The 23,785-nt window shown below is 72.4% G+C and carries 24 protein-coding genes; 13 read left to right on the top strand and 11 right to left on the bottom strand.

Going from position 1 to position 23,785, the window contains the following annotated elements:
- The first annotated feature begins 1 nt into the window (after window position 1).
- From ACFYNS_RS21730 to ACFYNS_RS21705, 6 genes are all read left to right on the top strand, one after another.
- Window positions 2-2,101, top strand: a complete 2,100-nt coding sequence (locus ACFYNS_RS21730) for a protein meaA (protein WP_360292125.1) — start codon at window positions 2-4, stop codon at window positions 2,099-2,101.
- A complete protein-coding gene (locus ACFYNS_RS21725) occupies window positions 2,098-3,069 on the top strand; it encodes a CoA ester lyase (RefSeq protein WP_360292123.1) in 972 nt (323 codons plus the stop codon). The genes ACFYNS_RS21730 and ACFYNS_RS21725 overlap by 4 nt, the downstream gene beginning before the upstream one ends.
- A 3-nt stretch (window positions 3,070-3,072) precedes the next feature.
- Window positions 3,073-3,597: a MaoC family dehydratase gene (locus ACFYNS_RS21720; protein WP_360292120.1), complete on the top strand. Its 525-nt coding sequence runs from the start codon at window positions 3,073-3,075 to the stop codon at window positions 3,595-3,597.
- A 1-nt stretch (window position 3,598) separates the two neighbouring features.
- On the top strand, window positions 3,599-4,813 hold the full coding sequence (locus ACFYNS_RS21715) for an acyl-CoA dehydrogenase family protein (RefSeq protein WP_360292117.1): 1,215 nt from the start codon (window positions 3,599-3,601) through the stop codon (window positions 4,811-4,813).
- A gap of 170 nt (window positions 4,814-4,983) precedes the next feature.
- A complete protein-coding gene (locus tag ACFYNS_RS21710) occupies window positions 4,984-5,676 on the top strand; it encodes a phosphatidylserine decarboxylase (RefSeq protein ID WP_360292114.1) in 693 nt (230 codons plus the stop codon).
- On the top strand, window positions 5,663-6,592 hold the full coding sequence (locus ACFYNS_RS21705) for a CDP-alcohol phosphatidyltransferase family protein (RefSeq protein WP_360292111.1): 930 nt from the start codon (window positions 5,663-5,665) through the stop codon (window positions 6,590-6,592). Before ACFYNS_RS21710 ends, ACFYNS_RS21705 begins: the two co-directional genes overlap by 14 nt.
- A gap of 647 nt (window positions 6,593-7,239) precedes the next feature.
- Here the strand turns inward: ACFYNS_RS21705 and ACFYNS_RS21700 are convergent.
- The 3 genes from ACFYNS_RS21700 to ACFYNS_RS21690 form a co-directional block, all read right to left on the bottom strand.
- On the bottom strand, window positions 7,240-8,373 hold the full coding sequence (locus ACFYNS_RS21700; RefSeq protein WP_388604603.1) for a glycerate kinase: 1,134 nt from the start codon (window positions 8,371-8,373) through the stop codon (window positions 7,240-7,242).
- Between the two features lie 177 nt (window positions 8,374-8,550).
- Window positions 8,551-9,981, bottom strand: coding sequence for a phytoene desaturase family protein (locus ACFYNS_RS21695; RefSeq protein ID WP_388604601.1), 1,431 nt, complete (start codon window positions 9,979-9,981; stop codon window positions 8,551-8,553).
- A 35-nt stretch (window positions 9,982-10,016) separates the two neighbouring features.
- On the bottom strand, window positions 10,017-10,859 hold the full coding sequence (locus ACFYNS_RS21690; RefSeq protein ID WP_388604599.1) for an inositol monophosphatase family protein: 843 nt from the start codon (window positions 10,857-10,859) through the stop codon (window positions 10,017-10,019).
- 52 nt (window positions 10,860-10,911) lie between these two features.
- Between ACFYNS_RS21690 and ACFYNS_RS21685 the strand changes: the two genes are divergently transcribed.
- Window positions 10,912-11,679 (top strand): Sir2 family NAD-dependent protein deacetylase, encoded by a 768-nt coding sequence (locus tag ACFYNS_RS21685; RefSeq protein WP_360292103.1) that lies wholly within the window; start codon window positions 10,912-10,914, stop codon window positions 11,677-11,679.
- Between the two features lie 49 nt (window positions 11,680-11,728).
- Here the strand turns inward: ACFYNS_RS21685 and ACFYNS_RS21680 are convergent, their stop codons facing one another.
- Complete coding sequence (locus tag ACFYNS_RS21680) at window positions 11,729-12,421, bottom strand: B3/4 domain-containing protein (RefSeq protein ID WP_388604598.1); 693 nt, start codon at window positions 12,419-12,421, stop codon at window positions 11,729-11,731.
- Between the two features lie 221 nt (window positions 12,422-12,642).
- Between ACFYNS_RS21680 and ACFYNS_RS21675 the strand changes: the two genes are divergently transcribed.
- The 4 genes from ACFYNS_RS21675 (at window position 12,643) to ACFYNS_RS21660 (ending at window position 15,686) form a co-directional block, all read left to right on the top strand.
- Entirely contained in the window at window positions 12,643-13,401 is a 759-nt protein-coding gene (locus ACFYNS_RS21675) for an SDR family NAD(P)-dependent oxidoreductase (protein WP_388604596.1), read from the top strand.
- Window positions 13,402-13,514: 113 nt separating this feature from the next.
- On the top strand, window positions 13,515-14,063 hold the full coding sequence (locus tag ACFYNS_RS21670) for a hypothetical protein (protein WP_360292095.1): 549 nt from the start codon (window positions 13,515-13,517) through the stop codon (window positions 14,061-14,063).
- A gap of 49 nt (window positions 14,064-14,112) precedes the next feature.
- Window positions 14,113-14,580, top strand: a complete 468-nt coding sequence (locus ACFYNS_RS21665) for a hypothetical protein (protein WP_360292092.1) — start codon at window positions 14,113-14,115, stop codon at window positions 14,578-14,580.
- A 50-nt stretch (window positions 14,581-14,630) separates the two neighbouring features.
- On the top strand, window positions 14,631-15,686 hold the full coding sequence (locus tag ACFYNS_RS21660; protein WP_360292089.1) for a biotin/lipoate A/B protein ligase family protein: 1,056 nt from the start codon (window positions 14,631-14,633) through the stop codon (window positions 15,684-15,686).
- A gap of 50 nt (window positions 15,687-15,736) precedes the next feature.
- Here the strand turns inward: ACFYNS_RS21660 and ACFYNS_RS21655 are convergent, their stop codons facing one another.
- The 3 genes from ACFYNS_RS21655 to ACFYNS_RS21645 form a co-directional block, all read right to left on the bottom strand.
- Window positions 15,737-16,282: a DUF3237 domain-containing protein gene (locus ACFYNS_RS21655; RefSeq protein WP_388604594.1), complete on the bottom strand. Its 546-nt coding sequence runs from the start codon at window positions 16,280-16,282 to the stop codon at window positions 15,737-15,739.
- On the bottom strand, window positions 16,279-16,749 hold the full coding sequence (locus ACFYNS_RS21650) for a nuclear transport factor 2 family protein (protein WP_388604592.1): 471 nt from the start codon (window positions 16,747-16,749) through the stop codon (window positions 16,279-16,281). The genes ACFYNS_RS21655 and ACFYNS_RS21650 overlap by 4 nt, the downstream gene beginning before the upstream one ends.
- 116 nt (window positions 16,750-16,865) lie before the next feature.
- A complete protein-coding gene (locus ACFYNS_RS21645; RefSeq protein WP_360292080.1) occupies window positions 16,866-17,735 on the bottom strand; it encodes an NAD(P)H-binding protein in 870 nt (289 codons plus the stop codon).
- 215 nt (window positions 17,736-17,950) lie between these two features.
- Between ACFYNS_RS21645 and ACFYNS_RS21640 the strand changes: the two genes are divergently transcribed.
- Together ACFYNS_RS21640 and ACFYNS_RS21635 are read left to right on the top strand one after the other, a co-directional pair.
- Entirely contained in the window at window positions 17,951-18,553 is a 603-nt protein-coding gene (locus tag ACFYNS_RS21640) for a DsbA family protein (RefSeq protein WP_388604590.1), read from the top strand.
- Between the two features lie 122 nt (window positions 18,554-18,675).
- Window positions 18,676-19,029: a GNAT family N-acetyltransferase gene (locus ACFYNS_RS21635; protein WP_388604588.1), complete on the top strand. Its 354-nt coding sequence runs from the start codon at window positions 18,676-18,678 to the stop codon at window positions 19,027-19,029.
- Here the strand turns inward: ACFYNS_RS21635 and ACFYNS_RS21630 are convergent.
- From ACFYNS_RS21630 to ACFYNS_RS21615, 4 genes are all read right to left on the bottom strand, one after another.
- Entirely contained in the window at window positions 19,006-20,016 is a 1,011-nt protein-coding gene (locus tag ACFYNS_RS21630; protein ID WP_360292072.1) for a TIGR03842 family LLM class F420-dependent oxidoreductase, read from the bottom strand. The genes ACFYNS_RS21635 and ACFYNS_RS21630 overlap by 24 nt on opposite strands.
- Before the next feature lie 65 nt (window positions 20,017-20,081).
- Window positions 20,082-21,482 (bottom strand): dihydropyrimidinase, encoded by a 1,401-nt coding sequence (gene hydA / locus ACFYNS_RS21625; RefSeq protein WP_360292069.1) that lies wholly within the window; start codon window positions 21,480-21,482, stop codon window positions 20,082-20,084.
- Window positions 21,479-22,840 carry an aspartate aminotransferase family protein gene (locus ACFYNS_RS21620; RefSeq protein WP_388604585.1) on the bottom strand — a complete coding sequence of 454 codons (1,362 nt, stop codon included), beginning with the start codon at window positions 22,838-22,840 and terminating at the stop codon, window positions 21,479-21,481. The genes hydA and ACFYNS_RS21620 overlap by 4 nt, the downstream gene beginning before the upstream one ends.
- Complete coding sequence (locus ACFYNS_RS21615; RefSeq protein ID WP_360292067.1) at window positions 22,837-23,679, bottom strand: nitrilase-related carbon-nitrogen hydrolase; 843 nt, start codon at window positions 23,677-23,679, stop codon at window positions 22,837-22,839. The genes ACFYNS_RS21620 and ACFYNS_RS21615 overlap by 4 nt, the downstream gene beginning before the upstream one ends.
- Window positions 23,680-23,785 lie beyond the last annotated feature (106 nt).

Genomic DNA, 23,785 nt, shown 5'->3' with positions numbered 1-23,785 from the left:
GATGACTGATGAACGGGAGCCCAGGAAGCGCGACCGGCCCTGGCTGATGCGGACCTACGCCGGGCACTCCACGGCCGAGGCGTCCAACGAGCTGTACCGGCGCAACCTCGCCAAGGGCCAGACCGGGCTGTCCGTCGCCTTCGACCTGCCCACCCAGACCGGATACGACCCCGACCACGTGCTCGCCCGCGGCGAGGTCGGCCGGGTCGGGGTCCCGGTCTCCCATCTGGGCGACATGCGCAGGCTCTTCGACGGCATCCCGCTGGAGAAGACCAACACCTCCATGACCATCAACGCCACCGCCATGTGGCTGCTGGCGCTCTACCAGGTGGTCGCGGAGGAGCAGGGCGCCGACGTGTCGCAGCTCCAGGGCACCACGCAGAACGACATCGTCAAGGAGTACCTCTCCCGCGGGACGCACGTCTTCCCGCCGGTGCCCTCGCTGCGGCTGACCACCGACATGATCGCCTACACGGTCGCCCGGCTGCCCAAGTGGAACCCGGTCAACATCTGCAGCTACCACCTGCAGGAGGCCGGAGCCACGCCGGTGCAGGAGATCTCCTACGCGATGGCGACGGCGATCGCGGTGCTGGACGCCGTGCGGGACAGCGGGCAGGTGCCGGCCGAGGAGTTCGGGCGGGTCGTGGCGCGGATCTCGTTCTTCGTGAACGCGGGCGTCCGGTTCGTCGAGGAGATGTGCAAGATGCGGGCCTTCACCCGCATCTGGGACCGCGTCACCAGCGAGCGCTACGGCATCACCGACCCCAAGCAGCGCCGCTTCCGGTACGGGGTGCAGGTCAACTCACTGGGGCTGACCGAGGCGCAGCCGGAGAACAACGTCCAGCGCATCGTGCTGGAGATGCTGGCCGTGACCCTCTCCAAGGACGCCAGGGCCCGTGCCGTGCAGCTGCCCGCCTGGAACGAGGCGCTGGGCCTGCCCCGCCCCTGGGACCAGCAGTGGTCGCTGCGGGTCCAGCAGGTGCTGGCGCACGAGAGCGATCTGCTGGAGTACGACGACATCTTCGCCGGGTCGCACGTGATCGAGGCGGAGGTGGACAGCCTGGTCGAGCAGTCGCTGGCCGAGATGGCCCGGATCGAGGAGATGGGCGGGGCGATGGCCGCCGTCGAGTCCGGCTACCTCAAGTCGCAGCTCGTCGCCTCGCACGCGGAGCGCCGCGCCCGGATCGAGTCGGGCGAGGAGAAGATCGTCGGCGTCAACTGCTACGAGGCCACGGAGCCGAGCCCGCTCACCGCGGACCTGGACACCGCGATCCTGACGGTGGACCCGGCCGGCGAGGCGGCGACCGTGGAGGCGGTCAAGCGCTGGCGGGAGACCCGGGACGAGCCGTTCTGGCGCGAGGGGACCCGGGAGCCGGGCCTCCACCCCAGTGCGGAGCAGGCCCTCGCCGCCCTGCGGGAGGCCGCCGCCGGGGACACCAACCTGATGGAGGCCACCCTGGAGTGCGCCCGCGCCGGGGTCACCACCGGGGAGTGGGCGGGCGCGCTGCGCGAGGTGTTCGGCGAGTTCCGGGCGCCGACCGGGGTGAGTTCGGCTCCGGTGGCGGTGAGCGCCGAGGAGGGTTCGGAGCTGGCCGCGGTGCGGCGGAAGGCGGCGGACACCGCGGCGGAGCTGGGGGTCGGCAAGCTGCGGCTGCTGGTGGGCAAGCCCGGTCTGGACGGCCACAGCAACGGCGCCGAGCAGATCGCCGTACGGGCCCGGGACGCGGGCTTCGAAGTGGTCTACCAAGGCATCAGGCTCACGCCGGAGGAGATCGTCGCGGCGGCCCTCGCCGAGGACGTGCACTGCGTGGGCCTGTCCATCCTCTCCGGCTCGCACGCCGAACTGGTGCCGGACGTGCTGGAGCGGATGCGGAAGGCGGGCGCGGCCGACGTCCCCGTGGTCGTGGGCGGGATCATCCCGTCGGCGGACGCGCGGGCGCTGCGCGAGGCGGGGGTCGCCGCCGTCTTCACCCCGAAGGACTTCGGGATCACCGGGATCATCGGCCGTATCGTCGACGAGATCCGCAGTCAGCACGAGCTCCGAACGCGCGACGAGCGCAGTGAGCGCGATCAGCGAGAACCACTGGAGGTCACCCCGTGAACAGCGACAACCGGCAGCGAGCGCTCCGCCCGCGCCGTTCCTGCCTGGCGGTGCCGGGCAGCAACCCGCGGTTCCTGGAGAAGGCCCAGGGCCTCCCCGCCGACCAGGTCTTCCTGGACCTGGAGGACGCCTGCGCCCCGCTGGCCAAGCCGGAGGCGCGGCACACCATCGTGAAGTTCCTCAACGAGGGTGACTGGAGCGGCAAGACCCGCGTCGTGCGGGTCAACGACTGGACCACGGAGTGGACCTACCGCGACGTGGTGACCGTCGTGGAGGGCGCCGGCGCCAACCTGGACTGCGTGATGCTGCCCAAGGTGCAGGACGCGGCACAGGTGCAGGCGCTGGACATGCTGCTGACGCAGATCGAGAAGACGGTCGGCCTGGAGGTCGGCGGGATCGGCATCGAGGCGCAGATCGAGAACGCCAAGGGCCTGGTGAACGTCGACGAGATCGCCGCGGCCTCGCCGCGGATGGAGACCATCGTCTTCGGGCCGGCCGACTTCATGGCGTCCATCAACATGAAGTCGCTGGTCGTGGGCGAGCAGCCGCCCGGCTACCCGGCCGACGCCTACCACTACATCCTGATGCGGATCCTGATGGCGGCCCGCACCCACGACCTCCAGGCGATCGACGGGCCCTATCTGCAGATCCGCGACGTGGACGGCTACCGGGAGGTGGCCCGGCGGGCCGCGGCGCTGGGCTTCGACGGCAAGTGGGTGCTGCACCCGGGCCAGGTCGAGGCGTCCAACGAGATCTTCTCGCCCTCCCAGGAGGACTACGACCACGCGGAGATGATCCTGGACGCGTACGAGTACTGCACCTCCGAGGCCGGTGGCAAGAAGGGCTCGGCGATGCTCGGCGACGAGATGATCGACGAGGCCAGCCGCAAGATGGCGCTGGTCGTCTCCGGCAAGGGCCGCGCGGCGGGCATGCGGCGCACCACTTCCTTCACCCCTCCGGAGGGCTGAGTCATGCAGTTCGGACGCACCTACGAGGAATTCACGGTCGGCGACGTCTACAAGCACTGGCCGGGCAAGACGGTCACCGAGTACGACGACCACATGTTCTGTCTGCTGACCATGAACCACCACCCGCTGCACCTGGACAGCCACTACGCCGAGTCGACCACCGACTTCGGCCGGAACGTGGTGGTGGGCAACTACATCTACTCGCTGCTGCTGGGCATGTCGGTACCGGACGTGTCGGGGAAGGCCATCGCCAACCTGGAGATCGAATCGCTCAGGCACGTGGCTCCGACCTTCCACGGAGACACCGTCTACGGCGAGACGACGGTGCTGGACAAGACGCCGTCGAAGTCGAAGAGCGACCGCGGGATCGTGCACGTCGAGACCAAGGGCTACAAGCAGGACGGCACCCTGGTCTGCGTCTTCCGGCGCAAGGTGATGGTGCCAACCGAGACGTACGTCAAGGAGCGCGGCGGAGAGCAGCCGGGCCGCCCCGAGCTGCGGGAACCGGCACCGAAGGGCGGTAGGTGACATGGGTCGGCTGGCGCAGACCGAGGGTCTGACGGAGATACAGCGGGAGATCCTCTCGACGGTGCGCAGTTTCGTCGACAAGGAGATCCTGCCCGTCGCCACGGAGCTGGAGCACAAGGACGAGTACCCCACCGAGATCGTCGAGGGGCTCAAGGAGCTGGGGATCTTCGGGCTGATGATCCCCGAGGAGTACGGCGGGCTGGGCGAGTCGCTGCTCACCTACGCGCTGTGCGTCGAGGAGATCGCCCGCGGCTGGATGAGTGTGTCGGGCATCATCAACACGCACTTCATCGTGGCCTACATGCTCAAGCAGCACGGCACCCAGGAGCAGAAGGACCACTTCCTGCCGAGGATGGCCACCGGTGAGATCCGCGGGGCCTTCTCGATGTCGGAGCCGGGGCTGGGCTCGGACGTCTCGGCCATCACCTCGAAGGGGTCGCCCGCAGCGGACGGTTCCGGCGACTTCCTGCTGAACGGCCAGAAGATGTGGCTGACCAACGGGGGCTCCGCCACCCTGGTGGCGGTGTTGTGCCGGACGGACGAGGGCCATCCGGAGGGAACCGCTCCGCACAAGTCGATGACGACGTTCCTGGTGGAGAAGGAGCCCGGTTTCGGCCAGGTCAAGCCCGGGCTCACCATCCCCGGCAAGATCGACAAAATGGGCTACAAGGGCGTCGACACCACCGAGCTGGTCATGGACGACCTGCGCGTTCCGGCCGACCGCGTGCTCGGCGGCACCACCGGGCGCGGCTTCTACCAGATGATGGACGGGGTGGAAGTCGGCCGGGTGAATGTCGCGGCGCGTGGCTGCGGTGTCGCACAGCGTGCTTTCGAGCTCGGTATCGACTACGCACAGCAGCGCCACACGTTTGGGAAGCCCATCGCCGGGCATCAGGCCATTCAGTTCAAACTGGCCGACATGGCCACGAAGGTCGAGGCGGCGCACGCCCTGATGGTGGGTGCCGCGCGCAAGAAGGACTCCGGCCAACGCAACGACCTGGAAGCGGGAATGGCGAAATATCTCGCCTCCGAGTACTGCAAGGAGGTCGTGGAGGACGCCTTCCGCATCCACGGCGGGTACGGTTTCAGCAAGGAATACGAGATCGAGCGACTCTACCGGGAGGCGCCGATGCTCCTGATCGGCGAAGGAACCGCGGAGATCCAGAAAATGATCGTGGGTCGACGGCTCCTGGAGGAGTATCGCAGCCAGGGCTGAATGTCCTTTTCGGGGTGTTTTCTTGACTTTCAAGATCACACCCCGAACCGGGACATCGGCCACGGACTGGCTGGCTGGCTTGCCCAGTTGCCATCAGAAACCGATAGCATCCCGGGAAAGCCGCCGTCCCCCTGTCACCTACGCGGCTCCCTCCGCTACGAAGGTCATTCATGCCCCACAGCCCATCCACCACACCCAGCGGCTCTCCCTCGTCCGGGTCGGCCGGATCCGGTGCCTCCGGCGGACCCCGGGTCCGCCTCGCGCGCGGCGCCTCGCCGTGGCTCGCGCCGACCGTCGCGACGGCGGCCCTCAGCCTGGTACGCGCCCGCCGGTCCAAGCGCGCCGCGCTGGTCGCCGTACCCGCGACGGCGCTCGCCGCCGGGATGCTGTGGTTCTTCCGGGACCCGGAGCGGGAGATCGGCCAGGGCCGGGTGATCTCCCCGGCCGACGGCGTGGTGCAGAGCATCATGCCGTGGCAGGACGGCCGTACCCGCGTCGCCATCTTCATGAGCCCGCTGAACGTCCACGTCAACCGCGCGCCGCTCGCGGGCACGGTGACGTCCGTCGAGCACATCCCCGGCGGCTTCGTTCCGGCGTTCAACAAGGAGAGCGAGAACAACGAGCGCGTCGTCTGGCACTTCGAGACCGAGCTGGGCGACATCGAGATGGTCCAGATCGCCGGTGCCGTGGCCCGGCGGATCGTTCCGTACGTGCCCAGTGGTGCCAAGGTGGAGCAGGGTGAGCGCCTCGGGCTGATCAGGTTCGGCTCCCGCGTGGACGTCTATCTTCCCAAGGGTGTCGAGACGGCCGTGGAGGTCGGTCAGACCACGACAGCGGGGGTGACTCGCCTTGACCGTGATTGATCCCGACGCCCAGGCAGCCTGGGCCCCCGGAGCCGAGCGCTCCGCGGACCGCGACGGCTACTCGCACTACGCCGAGTACTCCGAATACGCTGAGTACGCCGACGACGACTACGCGGACGACGCCGACGACGAGATGCCGCTCTCGACCCGGCTGTCCATCGCGGACACCCTCACGCTGGGCAACGCGACCTGCGGCTTCATGGCGGTGTACTTCACCACCACCGGTGTCCTCATCCCGCATCTGACGGGCAGCGAGGACGGCGGCATGGCCCGGCACAGCGCCGCCACCGCCGTGGTGCTGATGCTGATGGCCGCCGTCTTCGACCTGTTCGACGGTCTGGTCGCGCGCAAGCTGCGCAGCTCGGCCATGGGTGCCGAGCTGGACAACCTCTCCGACCTGATCAGCTTCGGACTGGCACCGGCCTACTTCGTCGCCGTCTGGGGCATGGTGGCCAACGACGCGCACCAGCGGATCTCCGTGGTCGCCGCGATCGTGGTCCTGCTGGCGGTGGTGCTGCGGCTTGCGCGGTTCTCCTGCGTGCCCATGCGGAACGGGATGTTCCAGGGCATGCCGGGGCCGTTCGGCGCCCTCACCGTCATCTCCGTTGTGCTGCTGGAGCTGCCCTTCGTACCGACGGCGCTCGGCATCCTGGGGGTCGCCTGGCTGATGGTCAGCCGCGTCGAGTACCCCAAGCCGCAGGGCCGGCTCGCGGTGGCCATGCTGTGCTGGATCGTGCTGAGCATGGGGCTGCTGGCCTCCTGGGCCTTCGACGCGCCCGGAGGCGAGCTGCTCCTGCAGACCGGCTGCGCCCTCCAGGTCGTCCTCGGCGCGGTGATTCCGCTGTTCGCGACCGCACGCCGGGTCAACGCCTTCCGCGACAACCGCCGCGAGGCGCGGGCCGCCGCGCAGGGCTGACCGGCTGCCGCCCGGGGCTGACAGGGCCCCTTCCCGAGGGACGACGCCCGTGAGGGGCCCGCCACGGACGTGGCGGGCCCCTCACGCGTGTGCCGGGGCCCGGAGACCGGCCCGGCGCTCCCGGGCTCCCCGGATCCGCAGGCATGCCTGAGGCCGGATCCGCAGGCATGCGGGAAGCGGGATCGGGCTTCCGCGGGCCTCTCGGACGGGCGCGGGCTTCGCGGAGCGGGGCCGCGCGTCGGCTCCCGGGGTGTGTATCGGGCCCTCCCGGCCTCCCGCGCCCTCCCGGACCTTTCCGGGCTTCCGGGGGCGGTCCGGGGGCCTTGCAGAGCTTGGCGGGGCCTGGGGCCCGTCTGCGGGCCGCTGCGCCCTCCGGAGAGCCGGTCTGCGCTCGCCGGGCGGGACAGGGGGCATGAGGAGGCGCCGTGCGGCTCTGTGGGAGCCCTGCGGCAGCGCGCGGACCGCCTGCCGCCGCCGGCACCCCCATGCCTGCCCAGGGGGCCGCCGGGGCTCGGAAGGCGACAGCGGCCCCTGCGGAGACCGCCGACGGACTCCGGGAGCCGTCGGCGAGGACCCCGGTGACCGTCCCGGCCGGACACCGGCCGTGGTCCCGGACCTGCGCCAGGACGTTGCGCCCGGCGCCGGCGCTACAGACGGTCGGCCGCGAGGCGCTCGCCGAGGGTCTCCAGCAGGGGTCCGGCCTCGGCGATGCAGCGCTCGACGTCCGACTCGAGGTCCGTGAGCGCGTACGCCTTCTCGATTCCGGCGGCCGCGAGCTCCTTCTTCCCGATGGCGACCCGGCCGCAGACGGCGACCACCGGCTTCCCCGCGTCGCGGGCCGCGGCGGCGACACCGGCGGGAGCCTTCCCGTGCAGCGTCTGCTCGTCCAGCGAGCCCTCCCCCGTGATCACCAGAGAGGCCCGGCCGATGGCGGCCTCGACGCCGAGCTCCTCCATCAGGATCTCGATGCCGGGCCGGAACCGGGCGCGCAGCCCGACGAGAGCGCCGAACCCGATGCCGCCCGCGGCTCCGGCCCCGGGCGAGGCGGCGGCGTCCTGCTCGCCGAGGGTCTCGGCGAAGTGGGCGAGCGCGGCGTCCAGCAGCTTCACGTCCTCGTCCGTGGCGCCCTTCTGCGGGCCGTAGACGGCGGCGGCGCCCTTCGGGCCGGTCAGCGGGTTGTCGACGTCGCTGGCCAGGACGACCTCGACGTTCTTCAGCCGTGGGTCCATACCGGACAGGTCGGCGGAGACGAGTTCGCGCAGCCCTCCGCCGCCCCACGGGATCGAGTCGCCGTCCTCGTCGAGCAGCCGGGCCCCCAGCGCGTCGAGCATCCCGGCACCGCCGTCGGTGGTCGCGGAGCCGCCGACGCCGAAGATGATCGTGGTCGCGCCCGCTTCGACGGCCGCCAGCAGCAGCTCACCGGCACCGTAGGTGGTGGCCGTCAGCGGCACGAAGACCCCGGGCGGCAGGTGCTGGAGGCCGGACGCCTCGGCCATCTCCACCACCGCGGTGCCCTCGCGGAGCGCGAAGGCGGCCGTCACGGAGGCGCCGAGGGGCCCGGTCACCTCGACCTCGTGGCGGGTGAAGCCGTTGGCGACCGCCGCCGCGACGGTGCCGTCACCGCCGTCGGCCACGGGCAGAGCTTCGACGTCCACTTCCGGGCGCGCTTTCCGGATGCCCGCCGTGAGATGCTCTGCGACCTCGACGGCCGTCAGCGATCCCTTGAACTTGTCCGCGGCGATCAGCACGCGCGCCGATGTGGTTCGCGCCGTCGTTGTCATGGTTCTGCCCCTGGGTCTCTCTGTTGTTCGAACAGGCAGTCGCGCCTTGGGGACCCTATCTGTCCGACGCCTCCCCCGACCATGGCGCCATGGCCGCAGGGGCGCGTCCCCTCCGCCGCGCACGCGCCGCACCGCACCCTACGCGCCGCGCGGCCGGACGCCGCACTGTCCCCGGCCTCACCGCTCCCGGCGGAGGCGGCGCCACACGGCCCGGGCGGCATGATGACCCGCCATCCCGTGCACCCCGGGGCCGGGCGGCGCAGCGGAGGAGCACAGGTAGACCGACGGGTGCGCGGTCTCGTACGGGACGCGCTTGAGCTTGGGCCGGATCAGCAGCCGCAGCCCGGCGGCCGAACCGCAGGAGATGTCGCCGCCGACGTAGTTGGCGTTGCGGGCGGCGAGCTGCGGCGGCCCCGCGGCGGCCCGGGCCAGCACCCGGTCCCGGAACCCCGGCGCGAAGCGCTCGATCTGGCGTTCCACCGCCTCGGTCGCGTCCCCCTGCCAGTTGTTGGGCAGATGGCCGTAGGCCCAGAAGACGTGCTTGCCCTCGGGAGCCCGGGTGGAGTCGGTCAGGCTGGGCTGGGCGGTGATCAGGAAGGGCCGCTCGGGGGCCCGGCCGCGTACCACGGCGTCGCGCAGCGCGGTGTCGATGTCCCCGAGGGTCGGCCCGATGTGCACCGTCCCGGCCCGCGCCGCGTCCGGAGAGGTCCACGGGACGGGTCCGTCCAGCGCGTAGTCGAGCTTGAAGACGCCGGCGCCGTAGCGGACCGAGTCGTAGGCGCTGCCCAGCCCGGCGATCCGGGCGAGCGCGGTCGGCGAGGTGTCGAAGACGTAGGCGCGGGCGGGCGGCAGCTCGTCCAGGCGCTTGACCTCGGTGCCGGTGTGGATGGTGCCGCCCAGCGCCTGCAGGTACCCGGCCAGCGCGTCGGAGATCGCCTGCGAGCCGCCGCGCGGGAACGGCCAGCCGACCGCGTGTGCGGCGAGCGCGAAGACCAGGGCGGGGGCCGTCATGAACAGGTTGTTCAGGGGCGCGATGACGTGCCCGGCCATGCCCGCGAGCAGCGCCCGCGCCTTCTCGTCCCGGAAGCGGGCCCTGGCCCAGGTGACCGGCTGCAGCCCGGTCAGCCCGAACCGCACGAGCTGGAGTGGATCGGCGGGGAACCGGCCGTTGAACGCGGAGCCGTAGCCGAAGAAGTCCTCCGCCAGGGTGCTCCACCGGCCGAGGTAGGGCGCGACGAGGCGGCGGTAGGCGCCCGCGTCGCGCGGGCCGAGGGAGGCCGCCGTCTCCCCGACCGACCGGGCCAGCACGGCAGCGGTGCCGTCCGGGAACGGGTGCGCCAGCGGGAGTTCGGGATGCAGCCACTCCAGCCCGTACCGCTCCAGCGGCATCGAGCCGAAGGCGGGTGACCCGGCGCCGGTGGGGTGGACGGCCGAGCAGGGGTCGTGCCGGAAGCCCGGCAGGGTCAGCTCCTCGGTACGGGCGCCGCCGCCGACGGTGCCGCCCGCTTCGAACACCTCGACCCGGAAGCCGCGCCGGGCCAGTTCCACGGCTGCCGTCAGCCCGTTGGGGCCGGCTCCCACGACCACCGCGTCCCGGATCGATGGCACTTGCGGCTCCCCTCGCCCGGCTCGCCGGACCCCGGTCAGCGGGGTCGGCTCCGGTGGTCCTCGCTCTTGTTCCGCAGCAGCCCCACCATACGCCGGGTCGTGTCCGCGTCACGCGCCGCGGTGAACGGCAGCGCGTTGCCTCCCGCGAGGCGGAAGGGCGCGCCCTCGACGGTGATGCTGGCGCCGCCCGCCTCGGCCACCGCCAGCAGCCCCGCGGCGTGGTCCCAGGCGGCCTCCCAGGTGTAGGCGACGGCGTCCAGCCGCCCGCGGGCGATGGCGAGGTATTCCAGCCCCGCCGAGCCGGTGGACCGCACCTGCAGCCCCGCGGTGTGCAGCCCGCGCAGCGAGCGCTCCTGCCACTCGTCCGTGTAGTCCGGATGCGAGACGGCGACGCGCAGCGGTGCACCCGCTTCGGGGGAACCGGCGTACAGCGGCTCCCCGTTGAGCAGCACCCCGCCGCCGCGCCGCACCGTGGCGGCCAGGCCGAGGACCGGCGCCCGAATCCATCCGGCCAGCGTCTCGCCGTGGTGGGCGAGCGCGACCATGGTGCAGAAGCCCTCGCCGCCCGCGACGAACTGGCGTGTGCCGTCGACGGGGTCGATGATCCATACCGGGTCCGGCCCGGAGAGCGCCGTGTAGGAGGCCGGGTCGGCGTGCACGCCCTCCTCGCCGACCACCGCGGAGCCGGGCAGCAACCGGCGCAGGGCGTCGCCCAGTTGCCGCTCCGCCTCCCGGTCGGCGACGGTGACCAGGTCGTGGCTGCCGGTCTTGGTGGTGATCTCGTGCTCGGCGAGTTTCCGCCAGCGCGGCATGACCTGCGCGTCCACGGCCTCGCGGACCGCCCGTTCCACCGCTGTCGTCAGCTCGTCGTCGATCACCCCACCATGGAAGCACGCGCCTGCCGGTGCGGAGGCGCACTAGGCTGGCCGCATGGGCGAACGTGACAGCACGCCACGGAAGGGGGAGTCCGGGGGCGGTCCGCCGCTGGTGGCGATCCTCAGCGGCGCCGGGATCTCCACCGACTCCGGCATCCCCGACTACCGCGGGCCGCAGGGGGTGTGGCGCACCGATCCGGAGGCCGAGAAGCTGGTCACCTACGACTCCTACATGGGGGACCCGGACATCCGGCGCCGCTCGTGGCGGATGCGCGGCGAGAGCCCGGTGTGGGAGGCCGTCCCCAACGCGGCGCACGAGGCGGTGGCCCGGCTGGAGCGCTCCGGCACCCCGGTACGGGTCATCACCCAGAACGTCGACGGGCTGCACCAGGCCGCGGGCGTCCCGGAGCGCAAGGTGCTGGAGCTGCATGGGAACGCGCGTACGGTGCTGTGCACGGCGTGCGGGGAGCGCTCGACCATGGCGCGGGCGCTGGAGCGGGTCGCGGCGGGCGAGCCGGATCCGCCGTGCGAGATGTGCGGGGGCGTGCTGAAGTCCGCCACGGTGATGTTCGGCCAGCAGCTCGACGGGGAGGTGCTGGCCGCGGCGGTGGCGGTGGCCCGGGCCTGCGACGTCTTCCTCGCCGTCGGCACCAGTCTCCAGGTGCAGCCCGCCGCGTCCCTGGCCGGGCTGGCGGCCGAGCACGGGGCCCGGCTCGTCGTCGTGAACGCCGAGTCCACGCCCTACGACCCGCTCGCGGACGAGGTGGTGCGGGAGCCGATCGGCACCGCACTGCCCCGGCTGCTCGCCGCGCTGCACCGCTGAGGCGGGGCCGCCGCGCCGTTGCGCCCCGGAGGCCGGGGCGCGGTCGGGCTCAGGCCGCGCGCAGCAGCCTGGACGCGGTCACCGCTCCGGGGGCGGCGGCGCACAGCGCGTCGGTCAGGGCACGGCCCGCCTCGCGCAGCGCGGTGTCGTCCATCGGGCCGAGGGCGTCGAGGAGGAAGACGGCGCGGGTGGTCTCGGTCGTCAGCCGGGTGCGGACGCACTGCCGCCAGTTCCAGCGGCGGCAGGTGACGCCCGCGTCGTCGCGCCAGACCACTTCCCCGGCCCGCGGGTGTTCCGTCACCGGCTCGCCGCCCGACATCAGTTCGAAGGGCTCGGTGCCCTCGGCGCGGGTGAGCCGCAGGGGTCCCGCGTAGCGGTCCAGGTCCTCGCCGCCGAGCGGGACGACGTGCGCCACGGAGACCGCGTTGTAGATGTCCGTGAGCCGGTCGATGCGGGGCAGGCCCTCGGGGGCACGTCGCAACAGCGCGTCGACGCTGGGCCGGGTGCGCTTGGGCTTGGCGCCGAATGCCCGGAACGCCTCCCGCCACGCCGCCGCGTGCGGGTGCTGCTCGGGATCACAGGCCGTCGCCTCGGCCTTGGCCAGGAGTTCTTCGCTGACGGCGTCGCTCGGCCCGGGGACCAGCCCCTCCGCGACGATCAGCAGGGCGCGGTAGTCGGGGCGCAGGGCGCCGACCGACGGGTCGATCCGGGCGGCCGCCAGCCAGTCCTCGGTCGTGCTCATCTCTGGGTCGCTCCTCGTCCTCGCCGGCCTCGCCGTCCCCGGCGCGCGGTCCGCGTCGGCCCGGGTGCGCAACCGACGCGATTGGTTCATTTCACCGTACTACGCAGTGCATCATACGTGACTCGGAATGTGCCGTCCGAAGAGCGCCAGCACCGCGGGGCGCACCGCACCAGGATCGAGTCATGTCAACCGGAGCAACACACGGCGAACGGAAAGAATCCATGCACAGCAGCGCCCCGGACAAGCCCCTCGGCGGCAGGGCCGCCCTCGTCACCGGCGGCAGCCGCGGTATCGGAGCGGCCGTGGCCCTCCGCCTGGCGGCGGACGGCGCGGATGTGGCGCTGACCTACGAGGCGAACGCCGACCGGGCCCGCGAGGTGGCCGCGCGGATCGAGGAACTCGGCGGCCGGGCCTGGACGGTGCGCGCCTCGCTGGCCGACGCGGACTCGGTACGGGCGGCCGCGGACGGGGCAGCCGAGGCGTTCGGGCGGCTGGACATCCTCGTGAACAACGCGGGGACCGGCACCCAGGGAGAGCTCAGTTCGGTGCCGGTGGCGGAGGTGGACCGGGTGCTGGCGGCCAACGTGCGGGGGGCCTACCTCGTGGCGCAGGCGGCGGCCTCCCGGATGGCCGACGGCGGCCGGATCGTCAACATCGGCAGCTGCGTCTCGGCGCACGTGCCCTTCCCGGGCATGGTGCTCTACGCCATGAGCAAGGCAGCCGTCACCGGACTCACCAAGGGCCTGGCCCGCGAACTGGCGCCGCGCGGCATCACCGTCAACCAGGTGTCGCCGGGGCCGGTCGACACCGACCTGAACCCCGCGGACGGGGAGAGCGGCACGGCGCAGGCCGCCCTCACCCTGCTGGGCCGGTACGGGACGTCGGAGGAGATCGCCGACTCGGTGGCCCATCTCGTCGGCGACGGCGCCCGGTACGTCACCGGGGCCCTGCTCGCGGTGGACGGCGGCTTCGCCGCCTGACCCGGCGGGGGCCGCCCACGCGGACGGCCCCCGCCGAGTGGCCGCTCCCCCAGGCGCGTGATGCGCTGGTCCCGCGGCCTGCTGCGGGCCGCGGGGCGACCGGAGGAACCTTCATGCGGAAGACCAGCAGGACAGCCGTGTACGCCGGGACTGCCGTGCTGTGGGCCGCCGCGCTCGGCGGCTGCTCGGACGGCGGCGGGGACGGCGGCTCCTCGCCCTCCCCCTCGTCCTCGAAGGAGGCGGCGACCGTCGAGGTGCGCTCAGGCGACCTGGGCAGGATCCTGGCCGACGGCTCCGGCCGCACCCTCTACCTGTTCGAGGCCGACACCTCGGGCAAGTCGACCTGCGAGGGAGGCTGTGCGAAGGCGTGGCCCCCCGTCGTGGTCGAGGGGAAGGGCAAGCCCAGGGCGGGGGACGGCGCCGAGAGCGGGCTGCTGGGGACCACCGAGCGGAAGGACGGCAGTCGGCAGCTCACCTACGACGGCCATCCGCTCTACCGCTACCAGGGGGACGACAAGCCCGGCGACACCGCCGGGCAGGGGCTCGACCAGTTCGGCGCCAAGTGGTTCGTGCTCGACCCGTCCGGCAAGAAGATCACCGACGGGAAGAAGGAGAAGAAGAAGCCCTCCGAGAAGCCGCAGAAGAGCGACGGCGGGTACTGACGCGAGCAGGTGCCCCGCACGTCCGGACAGCAGAAGAGGAGGAGCGGCCATGACCGCGCAGACACCCACGCCTCCGCCGGCACCCCACGGAGGGGCGTACCGCATCGTCCAGGGCGGCGCCCGGGTGCTGTCCGCGGGCGGGCTGGTGGTGAACGCCTACATCCACGCCGCCCTCGCCGACCAGTACGACGGGGTGGGGGCGACCATCAGCCAGGGCGACCTCTTCCGCGTCGAGGCCGGGCTGGCGTCGCTCGCCGCGCTGCTGGTCCTGGTGTGGTGGCGGATCCCCTCCGACGCGTTCGCCTGGCTGGTCTCCGCCGGCGGGCTGGCGCTGCTGCTCGCCTACCTCTACATCGACGTGGGGAAGCTGGGACCGTTCCCGAACATGTACGACCCGGTCTGGTTCGACGACAAGAGACTCGCCGCGGTGGCCCAGGGCATCACGCTCGTGATGTCCACGTTCCTGCTGGTCAGTCACACCCGCCACGCGCGGCGGCTGGTCACCGACGTAGGCTGAGCGGCCGGCAGGAACGGTTCGCGGACGGTTTGGGACGGGCGGTCGGCTCCATGCACGGCGAATACAAGGTCCCCGGCGGCAAGCTGGTGGTGGTCGACCTGGACGACCAGGACGGCGTGCTGCGCAACGTCCGGGTGGCCGGCGACTTCTTCCTGGAGCCGGACGAGGCGCTCGACGCCATCGACCGGGCGCTGGAAGGCGCCCCCTCGGACACCGACACGGCGGGACTCACCGCCCGGATCGAGGCGGCGCTGCCGCCGGGCACCGCGATGTACGGCCTCACCGCCGAGGGAGTGGCCGTCTGCGTACGCCGCGCCCTGACCCGGGCCACCGACTGGAGCGACCACCACTGGCAGCTCGTCCACGAGCCTCCGCAGTCCCCGGCGCTGCACATGGCCCTCGACGAGATCCTGACCGCGGAGGTCGCCGCCGGACGCCGCTCGCCCACACTCCGGGTGTGGGAGTGGGATTCCCCGGCGGTGATCATCGGCAGCTTCCAGTCGCTGCGCAACGAGGTGGACCCCGAGGGCGCGGCACGGCACGGAGTCACCGTCGTACGGCGCATCTCCGGAGGCGGCGCCATGTTCGTGGAGGCCGAGAACACCATCACCTACTCCCTCTCGGTGCCCGCCTCGCTGGTCTCCGGCATGTCCTTCGCGGACTCCTACGCCTACCTGGACGACTGGGTGCTCACCGCGCTGGCCGACATGGGGATCACAGCCTGGTACCAGCCGCTGAACGACATCGCCTCCAAGGAGGGCAAGATCGCCGGGGCCGCCCAGAAGCGGATCACCGCCGGCGGCGGTGCCGTCCTGCACCACGTGACCATGTCCTACGACATCGACGCCGAAAAGATGCTCGACGTGCTACGGATCGGCAAGGAGAAGATGTCCGACAAGGGCACCAGGAGCGCGAAGAAGCGGGTCGATCCGCTGCGCCGGCAGACCGGCCTGCCCCGCGCCGACGTCATCGCGCGCATGGTCGACTCGTTCCGGGCCCGGCACGGGCTCGCCGAGGGCCGGGTGGCCCCGCAGGAGGCGGCCCGCGCCGAGGAGCTCGCCCTCACCAAGTACAGCAGTGAGGGGTGGACCGCCAGAGTGCCCTGAGGGACGCCGCGGCCCCCGCACGCAGGGTGACCCGGCTGCGGGCGGCTCGGCTACAGCACCTCGGAGACGCGGTAGGCGACCCCTCCCTCGACGAAGTGCCCCGAGCCGACGCCGACGGTGCCGTTGAGCCAGGCGTAGCGCTCGGCCCCGGTCTCGAACAGCGGGTTGGTACGGAAGTAGTAGTCGGCCGGGTCGACGCGGTGCCGTCCGGCGGGATCGCCCAGCGTGTCGCGTACGGCGGGCGGCGTGACCAGGCGGCCCCCGTAGGACATGTGCAGCAGCGCCGCGTCGTGGGTGCGCAGGGTCAGCCGGACGTCCAGGGTCATCGTCCCGTCCGGGCCGAACAGCGCCCAGTCGCCGCCCCCGGGCAGCACCTCACCGTGCAGCCGGGGGCCGCGGAAGGTGCCTCCGGCGGCCCCGAAGACGACCCGCCGGCCGTACAGGCCCCTGCCGACGGACAGCGGGGGGTCCAGATCGACGACGAGGTCGAAGAGGTGCACGGTGCGGAACCCGTCCGCGTACGGGGCGCGCTCGGCCGACTCCGCGTGCGGGCCGGTGGCCGGGACGGGGGCGACGGGGTCCGGGCTCCGGTTCATCGCGCGCTCCGCTCGGTTCCGGGGGTTCCGGGGAAGAGTGTGCGCCGCACGGCGTCCGTGGAGACCCCGGACCCGGCGCAGAGCACCGACAGGTCGAAGAAGAACCGCTCGCTCGCGATGAGATCGTCCCGGAAGGTGAAGCGGATGAACACCGGCAGCACGGCACAGCTGCCGTCGGGACGCACCCCGAACCGGTCTCCGGTCATCGTCAGCCGCGCGGTCCCCCAGCACACGAGCGAGTCCCCGTCGCTCGCCGAACCCTCCAGTGTGACGGCGTAGTCCGGGAACGAGGCGAAGAATCTCCGCAGCGCCTTCCCGTTCGCGGCCGTACCCCGGGCGGTGGTTCCGAACGCCGGGACCTCCAGCAGGATGTCGGGGTGGAAGAGCCGCAGCGCCGCGGACACGTCCTGCCTGCTCTTGGCGTCGGCCAGCGCCTGCGCCAGTTCCACCATGCGTCGCTCGTGCACGGATGCCTCCTTCGGATCGAACTAAACGTACGATCGTTCGCACTCTTAGGCAACCGTGTTGCCGCCCGGATCGCGGCGCGCGCCCCGTTCCCGAAGTCGGGGCGGCGCGCCCGCCGTCACCGGAAGTCGGCGGCGTGGTCCGCGACCCAGCGGCGGAAGTCGTGCGGCGGGCGGCCCAACAGCTCGGCCATTCCGGGGGCGACCGTCTCGGGCCGGGTCTCCATCGCCTCGTGCGCGTCGAGGATGCCGTCCGCGTAGGACTCCGGCAGTCCCGCCGCGACGAGGTCGGCTCGGGCCTGCTCGCGCGTGATCTTCTCGACCGGCACGGAACGGCCGAGCACCTCACCGATGAGGGCTGTCTGCTCGGCCTGGGTGAGCAGTTCGGGTCCCGTCAGCTCGGGCGCCGCCCCGACCAGGTCCCCGGTCAGCAGCGCGCGAACCGCGGCGGCGGCGATGTCGGCCTCGTGCACCAGCGTGCGGGCCGCCTGCGGCGAGGCGGTGCGCACGGGTGCCCCGGCGCGGATCTGCGGGGCCCACATCAGGGTGTTGCCCGCGAAACCGCCGGGCCGCAGCAGCGTCCATTCCGCACCGGAGGCGCGTACGAGGCGCTCCAGCGCCGCATGGGTGCCGGGGATGTCCTCGGCGGGTTCGGCCGTGTCGTCCTCCGGTACGCCACGGGTGGAGAGGTAGACGATCCGGCGGGTGTGCGCGGCCAGGGCGCCGACTGCCTCGGCCGCACCCCGCGGACCGGCCAACGGCCACACGAGGAAGACGCCGGCCACGTCCTCTCCCTCAAGGGCACGGGTCAGGCTCGCGGGATCGGTCAGATCGCCGCGCACGGCCTCGACACCGTCCGGGAGGCGGGCGGCCGCCGGGTCCCGGACGAGGGCGCGCACCCCGGCCCCTCGGGCCGCGAGCTGCGCCGCCACCTGTCCGCCGACCTTGCCTGTCGCTCCGATGACCACGAACACACGCTTCTCCTTCATGACTGCGGACGGGCTCCCCGGCCGCGGACGGACGTCTCGGTGCGCCGCGGTCCCGCGGGGGAACCGGGGCGCCGGAAGGGTTCCAGCCTGCAAGCTGAAGTGAGGTTGAAGTCAATGCGAGGCGGGCGTCACCCGGGCTGCCGGGACGGACCGGGGCCCACTCCGATGGGCGCTCCTCCGTTGCCGGGTGCGGACGGTACGGCGAGGCTGGAGGCATGATCCCGGCGAACACGATCGGCGCAGGCGGCACGACGGTGGTCTACGGGACGGGCCCCGAGACTCCCGAGCCGGGGCCGCCGGTGCTGGACCTCTACCTGGATCTGCGCTGCCCGTACTGCGCCCGCACGGAGAACAGGCTGGGCGGCACGCTGCAGCAGCTCGCCGACGACGGCGAAGTGGTGCTGCACCACCACTTCGGTACGTTCCTCGACGACCAGCTCGGCGGGCAGGGCTCGCATCACGCGCTGGCCGCCGCGGGGGCCGCGGCCGACGTGGGCCAGGCCCAGTTCCTGGGGTATCTGCGTACCCTCTTCCGCAACCAGCCGCACGAGAGCCACGACGGATTCGCCGAGGACCGGACGCTGCTCGGCCTGGCCAACGACGTCCCCGGGCTGCGCCGCCACACGTTCGACGACGCGGTGCTGGAGGGCGCGTACCGCGTGTGGGCCAGGCGGGTCAGCCGCGTCTTCGACGAGAGCGGCGTCGCGGCCACCCCGACCGTGCTCTTCCGCGGGGAACCCGTCGCCGTGCTCGACGACCGGGGGCAGGCCGTGGAGCCGACACGGTTCCTGGCACAGATCCACCACACCGCCGGCTGACGGCCCGCAGCCGGGACGACCGGGGCAGGAAGCAGCCGCGGCCGCCGGGCCCGCGGCTGCGGCGGTGGAACCGGAACCGCCGGAACCGCCGGAACCGCCGGGAAGAACGAGGAGGGATGGCCGTGGACGAGCAGTTCGAGATCTCCGACAACACCGCCGAGGGCCGCTTCGAGGCCCGGATCGACGGCGCCCTCGCGGGCGTCGCGCAGTACCTGCGCGCCCCCGGGGTGCTCGCGGTGACGCACACCGAGGTCGAGCCCGCCTACGAGGGCCGGGGGGTGGGCGGCGCCCTCGCCCACCACATCCTGGAGTCCGCGCAGGAGGCGGGCGAGAAGGTGGCGCCGGTCTGCCCGTTCGTGGCGAACTGGATCCGCAGGCATCCCGACTACCAGCCGCTGGTCTACGAGAAGCAGCAGGACAGCGTCGGCCCCCCGGGGGACCGGTTCGGTGCCTCAGGTCAACTCCGGGACGATTGAGGCGCCGTAGGCGTCGACGGTCGCCTCCTTCGCGTCGTGCATGGCGTAGAGGGCGAACTGGTCGACCCCCAGCTCCGCGAGCTCCCGCAGCCGCGCCAGCTGCGCGGAGACGGGCCCCAGCAGGCAGAACCGGTCGACGATCCCGTCGGGTACGAACGCGGTGTCGGGGTTGCCGGCCCGCCCGTGGTGCGCGTAGTCGTAGCCGTCCCGCTCCTTGATGTAGGAGGTGAGGGCCTCCGGTACGGCGCCGGAGTGCTCGCCGTAGCGGGCGACGAGGTCGGCGACGTGGTTGCCGACCATGCCGCCGAACCAGCGGCACTGCTCGCGGGCGTGCGCGAGCGCATCCGGGGTGTCCTCGCACACGTAGGCGGGCGCGGCCACACAGACGGTGACCTCCGCCGGATCGCGGCCGGCACCCGCCGCCGCCTCCCGTACCGCGCGCACCATCCAGGCGGTCAGCAGCGGGTCGGCGAGCTGGAGGATGAAGCCGTCCGCCTCCCGTCCGGCCAGGGCCAGCGCCCTGGGCCCGTAGGCGGCCATCCACACCGGGAGCCGGCCGCCCACCACCCACGGCAGCCGCAGCGGGGTGCCGTCCACCACGGTCTCGCGACCCTCGGCCAGCTCGCGGATGGTCCGCATGGCCTCCCCCAGCCGGGCCAGGGTGGTGGGCGGGCGCCCGGCGACCCGCATCGCCGAGTCGCCCCGACCGATGCCGCACACGGTGCGGTTGCCGTACATCTCGTTGAGAGTGGCGAACGTGGAGGCGGTGACCTCCCAGGAGCGGGTGCCCGGGTTGGTGACCATGGGCCCGACGGTGAGCCGGTCCGTCTCCGCCAGAATCCTGCTGTGGATGACGTACGGCTCCTGCCACAGCACCGGCGAGTCGAAGGTCCAGCCGTAGCGGAACCCGTTGCGCTCGGCGCGCCGCATCAGCCCGACGGTCGCGGCGCCGGGGGGATCCGTCTGGAGGACGAGTCCGAAGTCCATGCAGTTGCCCCTCAGTTCGACGTGGAGTGACGCCGCGGCCGCGGCGGATGGGCGGTTCGGCGCCGTCAGCCGAGGAACTGGCAGGTCCCGCGCGGGACGTACCGTCCGTGCCCGGCCCTGCCCGTGTACGTGCCCCGCTCCAGCACGGGCTCGCCGCGGGAGAGGACCGTCTCGACGCGGCCGGTGAGCCGCTTGCCCTCGTAGGCGGAGTAGTCGACGTTCATGTGATGCGTCGCGGCGGAGAGGGTCTGCTCGGCGTGCGGGTCGTAGATGACGACGTCGGCGTCCGCTCCGGGTGCCAGCGTCCCCTTCCTGGGGTGCAGCCCGAACATCCGCGCCGGGGTGGCGCAGGCGAGGTCGATCCAGCGGCGCCGGGTGAGGTGCCCGTCGACGACCGCCTGGTGGAGCAGGTCCATCCGGTGCTCGACCCCGGGCATCCCGTTGGGGATTCGGGAGAAGTCGCCCCGGCCCAGCTCCTTCTGGCCGGTGAAGCAGAAGGGGCAGTGGTCGGTGGAGACGACCTGGAGGTCGTTCGTCCGCAGGCCCCGCCACAGCGCCGCCTGGTGCTCGCGCGGCCGCAGCGGGGTGCTGCACACGTACTTGGCGCCGCCGAAGTCGGGCTCGGCGAGGTTGTCGGTGCTCAGGTAGAGGTACTGCGGACAGGTCTCGCCGAAGACCGGGAGGTCCTTGCCGCGGGCGAGGGCCAGTTGCTCGACGGCTTCCGCGGCGGACACGTGCACGACGTAGAGCGGTGCCCCGGCGACCCGGGCCAACTGGATGGCCCGGTGGGTGGCCTCGGCCTCCAGCAGCGCCTTGCGGACCTCCCCGTGGTGGCGCGGGTCGGTGCGGCCCGCGGCGAGGGCCTGCTCGACCAGCACGTCGATGGCGATGCCGTTCTCGGCGTGCATCATCGTCAGGCCGCCGTTGTCCGCGGTGCGCTGCATGGCGCGGAGGATCTGGCCGTCGTCGCTGTAGAAGACACCAGGGTAGGCCATGAACATCTTGAACGAGGTCACGCCCTCCTCGACCAGGGTGTCCATCTCCTGGAGCGTGCCCTCGTCGACGTCGGAGAGGATCATGTGGAAGCCGTAGTCGACGGCGCACCGGCCGTCGGCCTTGGCGTGCCAGCGGTCCAGCCCCTCGCGGAGCGCCTGCCCCTTGGTCTGCACGGCGAAGTCGACGATGGTCGTGGTGCCGCCCCAGGCGGCGGCCCGGGTACCGGTCTCGAAGTCGTCGCTGGAGAAGGTCCCGCCGAAGGGGAAGTCCATGTGGGTGTGGGCGTCCACACCGCCCGGGATGACGTACTTGCCGGTGGCGTCCAGGGTCCGGTCGGCGGTGAACGCCGCGGCGGCGGCGCTGTTGCGGGCGGCGAGGGCGGCGATCCGGCCGTCCTGGACGAGGAGGTCGGCCTGGGTCTCCTCGGCGTCGGTGACGACGAGGCCGCCCTTGATCAGGGTCGAGGTCATGCGGTCTGCCCTCCTGCCAGTGCGGACTCGGCGGTACGCAGGGCGCGCTCCAGTACCGCGGCGCCCTCCTCGGCCTCGGCGACGGTCAGCGTGAGCGGCGGCGCGATGCGCAGCACGCCCGCGGTGGCATGGCCGCCGCCCTTGCCGAGCAGGAGCCCGCCCTCCCGGGCGGCTTCCAGTACGAGCGAGGCAGCCTCGGGCGAGGGCGTGTCGGTGCCGGGTTCCACGAGTTCGACCCCGATCATCAGACCGCGCCCGCGCACCTCCCGGACGACCCCGAGCCCGGCCGCGGCGGCGCGCAGCCGCTCCAGCAGCAGGCCGCCGACGCGCCGCGCGTTGCCCTGGAGGTCGTGGTCGAGGAGGTGGGCGAGGTTGGCGTTGGCGGCGGCCATGGTGACGGGGCTGCCGCCGAAGGTGGACAGCGAGTTGGCGTCCAGGCAGTTCATGATCTCGGCGCGGGCGACGACCCCGCCGACGGACATGCCGTTCCCGATGCCCTTGGCGAAGGTGAGCAGGTCCGGCGGGCCGGCTGCGGCGTGCGCCTGCCAGCCCCAGAAGTGGTCGCCGGTCCTGCCCCAGCCGGTCTGCACCTCGTCGCTGATCCACAGGATGCCGTGCTGCCGCAGGACTTCGCGGAAGGCCGCGTAGAGCCCGTCCGGCGGTGAGGTGAATCCGCCGACGCCCTGCACGGGTTCGGCGATCAGCGCGGCGACGTCCGAGCGGGCCTGGCCCAGCATGTCGGCCAGGTCGGCGACGCAGGCGGCGACGAACGCGTCGTCGTCCAGGTGCGCGAACGGCCCCCGGGTGCGGACACCTCCGTGGACGTAGAGGGTCTGGAGGGGCGAGAGCGAGGTGGGCGACCAGGAGCTGTTGCCGGTGATGCCGACGGCGGAGAAGGAGCGGCCGTGGTAGCTGTTGCGCATCGCCAGGACCTGGTTGGACCGCCGGTGCGCTGTGGCCAGCAGGAGTGCGGTGTCGTTGGCCTCGGTGCCCGAGGTGGTGAAGAAGACCCGCGCGTCGGGGATGCCGGAGAGCGCGGCGATCCGCTCCGCGAGTTCCACCATCGGGCGGTCGAGGTAGACGGTGGAGGTGTGCAGGATGCGCCCGGCCTGCTCGGCGACGGCCTTGGTGACCTCGGGGAGCGCGTGCGCGGTCATCGTGGTGAGGATGCCGCCGAAGAAGTCGAGGTAGCGGCGTCCCTCGGCGTCCCACACGTGGCGGCCCTCGCCGTGCGTGATCTCCAGCGGCTCCGCGTAGTAGAGGGCCAGCCAGTCGGGCAGCACGGCCCGGTGGCGGGCGAGCAGTTCGCGGTGGACGCCGGATCCCGCAGCGGCCGGGGCAGCTTCCCCGCGGCTCACGGCTGCACCAGTCCCTGGTAGGCGTCCGGCCGCCGGTCGCGGTAGAAGGCCCACTGCCGGCGCACCTCCTCGATCAGGCTCAGGTCCAGGTCGCGGACCAGCAGCTCCTCCTCCTTGTCGGAGGCGACGTCGCCGACGAACCGGCCGCGCGGGTCGACGAAGTAGCTCGTGCCGTAGAAGTCGTTGTCGCCCAGATCCTCGGTGCCCACGCGGTTGATGGCGGCGACGAAGTACTCGTTGGCCACGGCGGCCGCAGGCTGTTCGAGCTGCCACAGGTAGGCCGACAGCCCACGCGAGGTGGCCGAGGGGTTGTAGACGAGCTGCGCGCCGGCCAGGCCGAGCGCGCGCCAGCCCTCGGGGAAGTGCCGGTCGTAGCAGATGTAGACACCGACCTTGCCGACCGCGGTGTCGAACACCGGCCAACCGAGGTTGCCGGGGCGGAAGTAGTACTTCTCCCAGAACCCCTGGACCTGCGGGATGTGGTGCTTGCGGTAGGTGCCCAGCACGGTGCCGTCGGCGTCGATGACGGCGGCGGTGTTGTAGTAGAAGCCGGAGCCGTCGGTCTCGAAGACGGGCGAGACGATCACCATGCCGGTCTCCCGCGCCAGCCGGCACATCCGCCGGGTGGTGGGCCCGTCCGGTACCGGCTCGGCCCAGCGGTAGTGCTCGGGGTCCTGGACCTGGCAGAAGTAGGGCGCGTTGAAGACCTCCTGGAAGCCGATGATCCGCGCTCCCCGGCGGGCGGCCTCCCGGGCGTGCTCCTCGTGCTTGGCGATCATCGACTCGGTGTCGCCTGTCCAGGTCGCCTGCACGAGTGCGGCACGTACGAGGTCGGGCATGAGCAGCTCCTTCACGAGGTGTTCTCTCGGGGCGGCAGCCTGTTCGACACGCGTAGACATACGTGAGGTTGAGACCGTAAGTCGCCTCTGCCCGCCTGGCAAGAAC

Origin of the sequence: Streptomyces sp. NPDC006925, from assembly GCF_042869575.1 — a bacterium.
GTDB lineage: Bacteria > Actinomycetota > Actinomycetes > Streptomycetales > Streptomycetaceae > Streptomyces.
Note: the sequence above shows the minus strand (reverse complement) of the source record. Positions and strands in the feature narration are given on the sequence as shown.

Coding starts and splice junctions, on each gene's coding strand:
- ACFYNS_RS21655 (WP_388604594.1), bottom strand. CDS start 16,282: ATGAACCGGAGCCCGGACCCCGTCGCCCCCGTCCCGGCCACCGGCCCG.
- hydA (WP_360292069.1), bottom strand. CDS start 21,482: ATGACCTCGACCCTGATCAAGGGCGGCCTCGTCGTCACCGACGCCGAG.
- ACFYNS_RS21685 (WP_360292103.1), top strand. CDS start 10,912: ATGGGCGAACGTGACAGCACGCCACGGAAGGGGGAGTCCGGGGGCGGT.
- ACFYNS_RS21615 (WP_360292067.1), bottom strand. CDS start 23,679: ATGCCCGACCTCGTACGTGCCGCACTCGTGCAGGCGACCTGGACAGGC.
- ACFYNS_RS21710 (WP_360292114.1), top strand. CDS start 4,984: ATGCCCCACAGCCCATCCACCACACCCAGCGGCTCTCCCTCGTCCGGG.
- ACFYNS_RS21630 (WP_360292072.1), bottom strand. CDS start 20,016: ATGGACTTCGGACTCGTCCTCCAGACGGATCCCCCCGGCGCCGCGACC.
- ACFYNS_RS21640 (WP_388604590.1), top strand. CDS start 17,951: ATGATCCCGGCGAACACGATCGGCGCAGGCGGCACGACGGTGGTCTAC.
- ACFYNS_RS21680 (WP_388604598.1), bottom strand. CDS start 12,421: ATGAGCACGACCGAGGACTGGCTGGCGGCCGCCCGGATCGACCCGTCG.
- ACFYNS_RS21700 (WP_388604603.1), bottom strand. CDS start 8,373: ATGACAACGACGGCGCGAACCACATCGGCGCGCGTGCTGATCGCCGCG.
- ACFYNS_RS21675 (WP_388604596.1), top strand. CDS start 12,643: ATGCACAGCAGCGCCCCGGACAAGCCCCTCGGCGGCAGGGCCGCCCTC.
- ACFYNS_RS21660 (WP_360292089.1), top strand. CDS start 14,631: ATGCACGGCGAATACAAGGTCCCCGGCGGCAAGCTGGTGGTGGTCGAC.
- ACFYNS_RS21720 (WP_360292120.1), top strand. CDS start 3,073: ATGCAGTTCGGACGCACCTACGAGGAATTCACGGTCGGCGACGTCTAC.
- ACFYNS_RS21670 (WP_360292095.1), top strand. CDS start 13,515: ATGCGGAAGACCAGCAGGACAGCCGTGTACGCCGGGACTGCCGTGCTG.
- ACFYNS_RS21645 (WP_360292080.1), bottom strand. CDS start 17,735: ATGAAGGAGAAGCGTGTGTTCGTGGTCATCGGAGCGACAGGCAAGGTC.
- ACFYNS_RS21715 (WP_360292117.1), top strand. CDS start 3,599: ATGGGTCGGCTGGCGCAGACCGAGGGTCTGACGGAGATACAGCGGGAG.
- ACFYNS_RS21665 (WP_360292092.1), top strand. CDS start 14,113: ATGACCGCGCAGACACCCACGCCTCCGCCGGCACCCCACGGAGGGGCG.
- ACFYNS_RS21730 (WP_360292125.1), top strand. CDS start 2: ATGACTGATGAACGGGAGCCCAGGAAGCGCGACCGGCCCTGGCTGATG.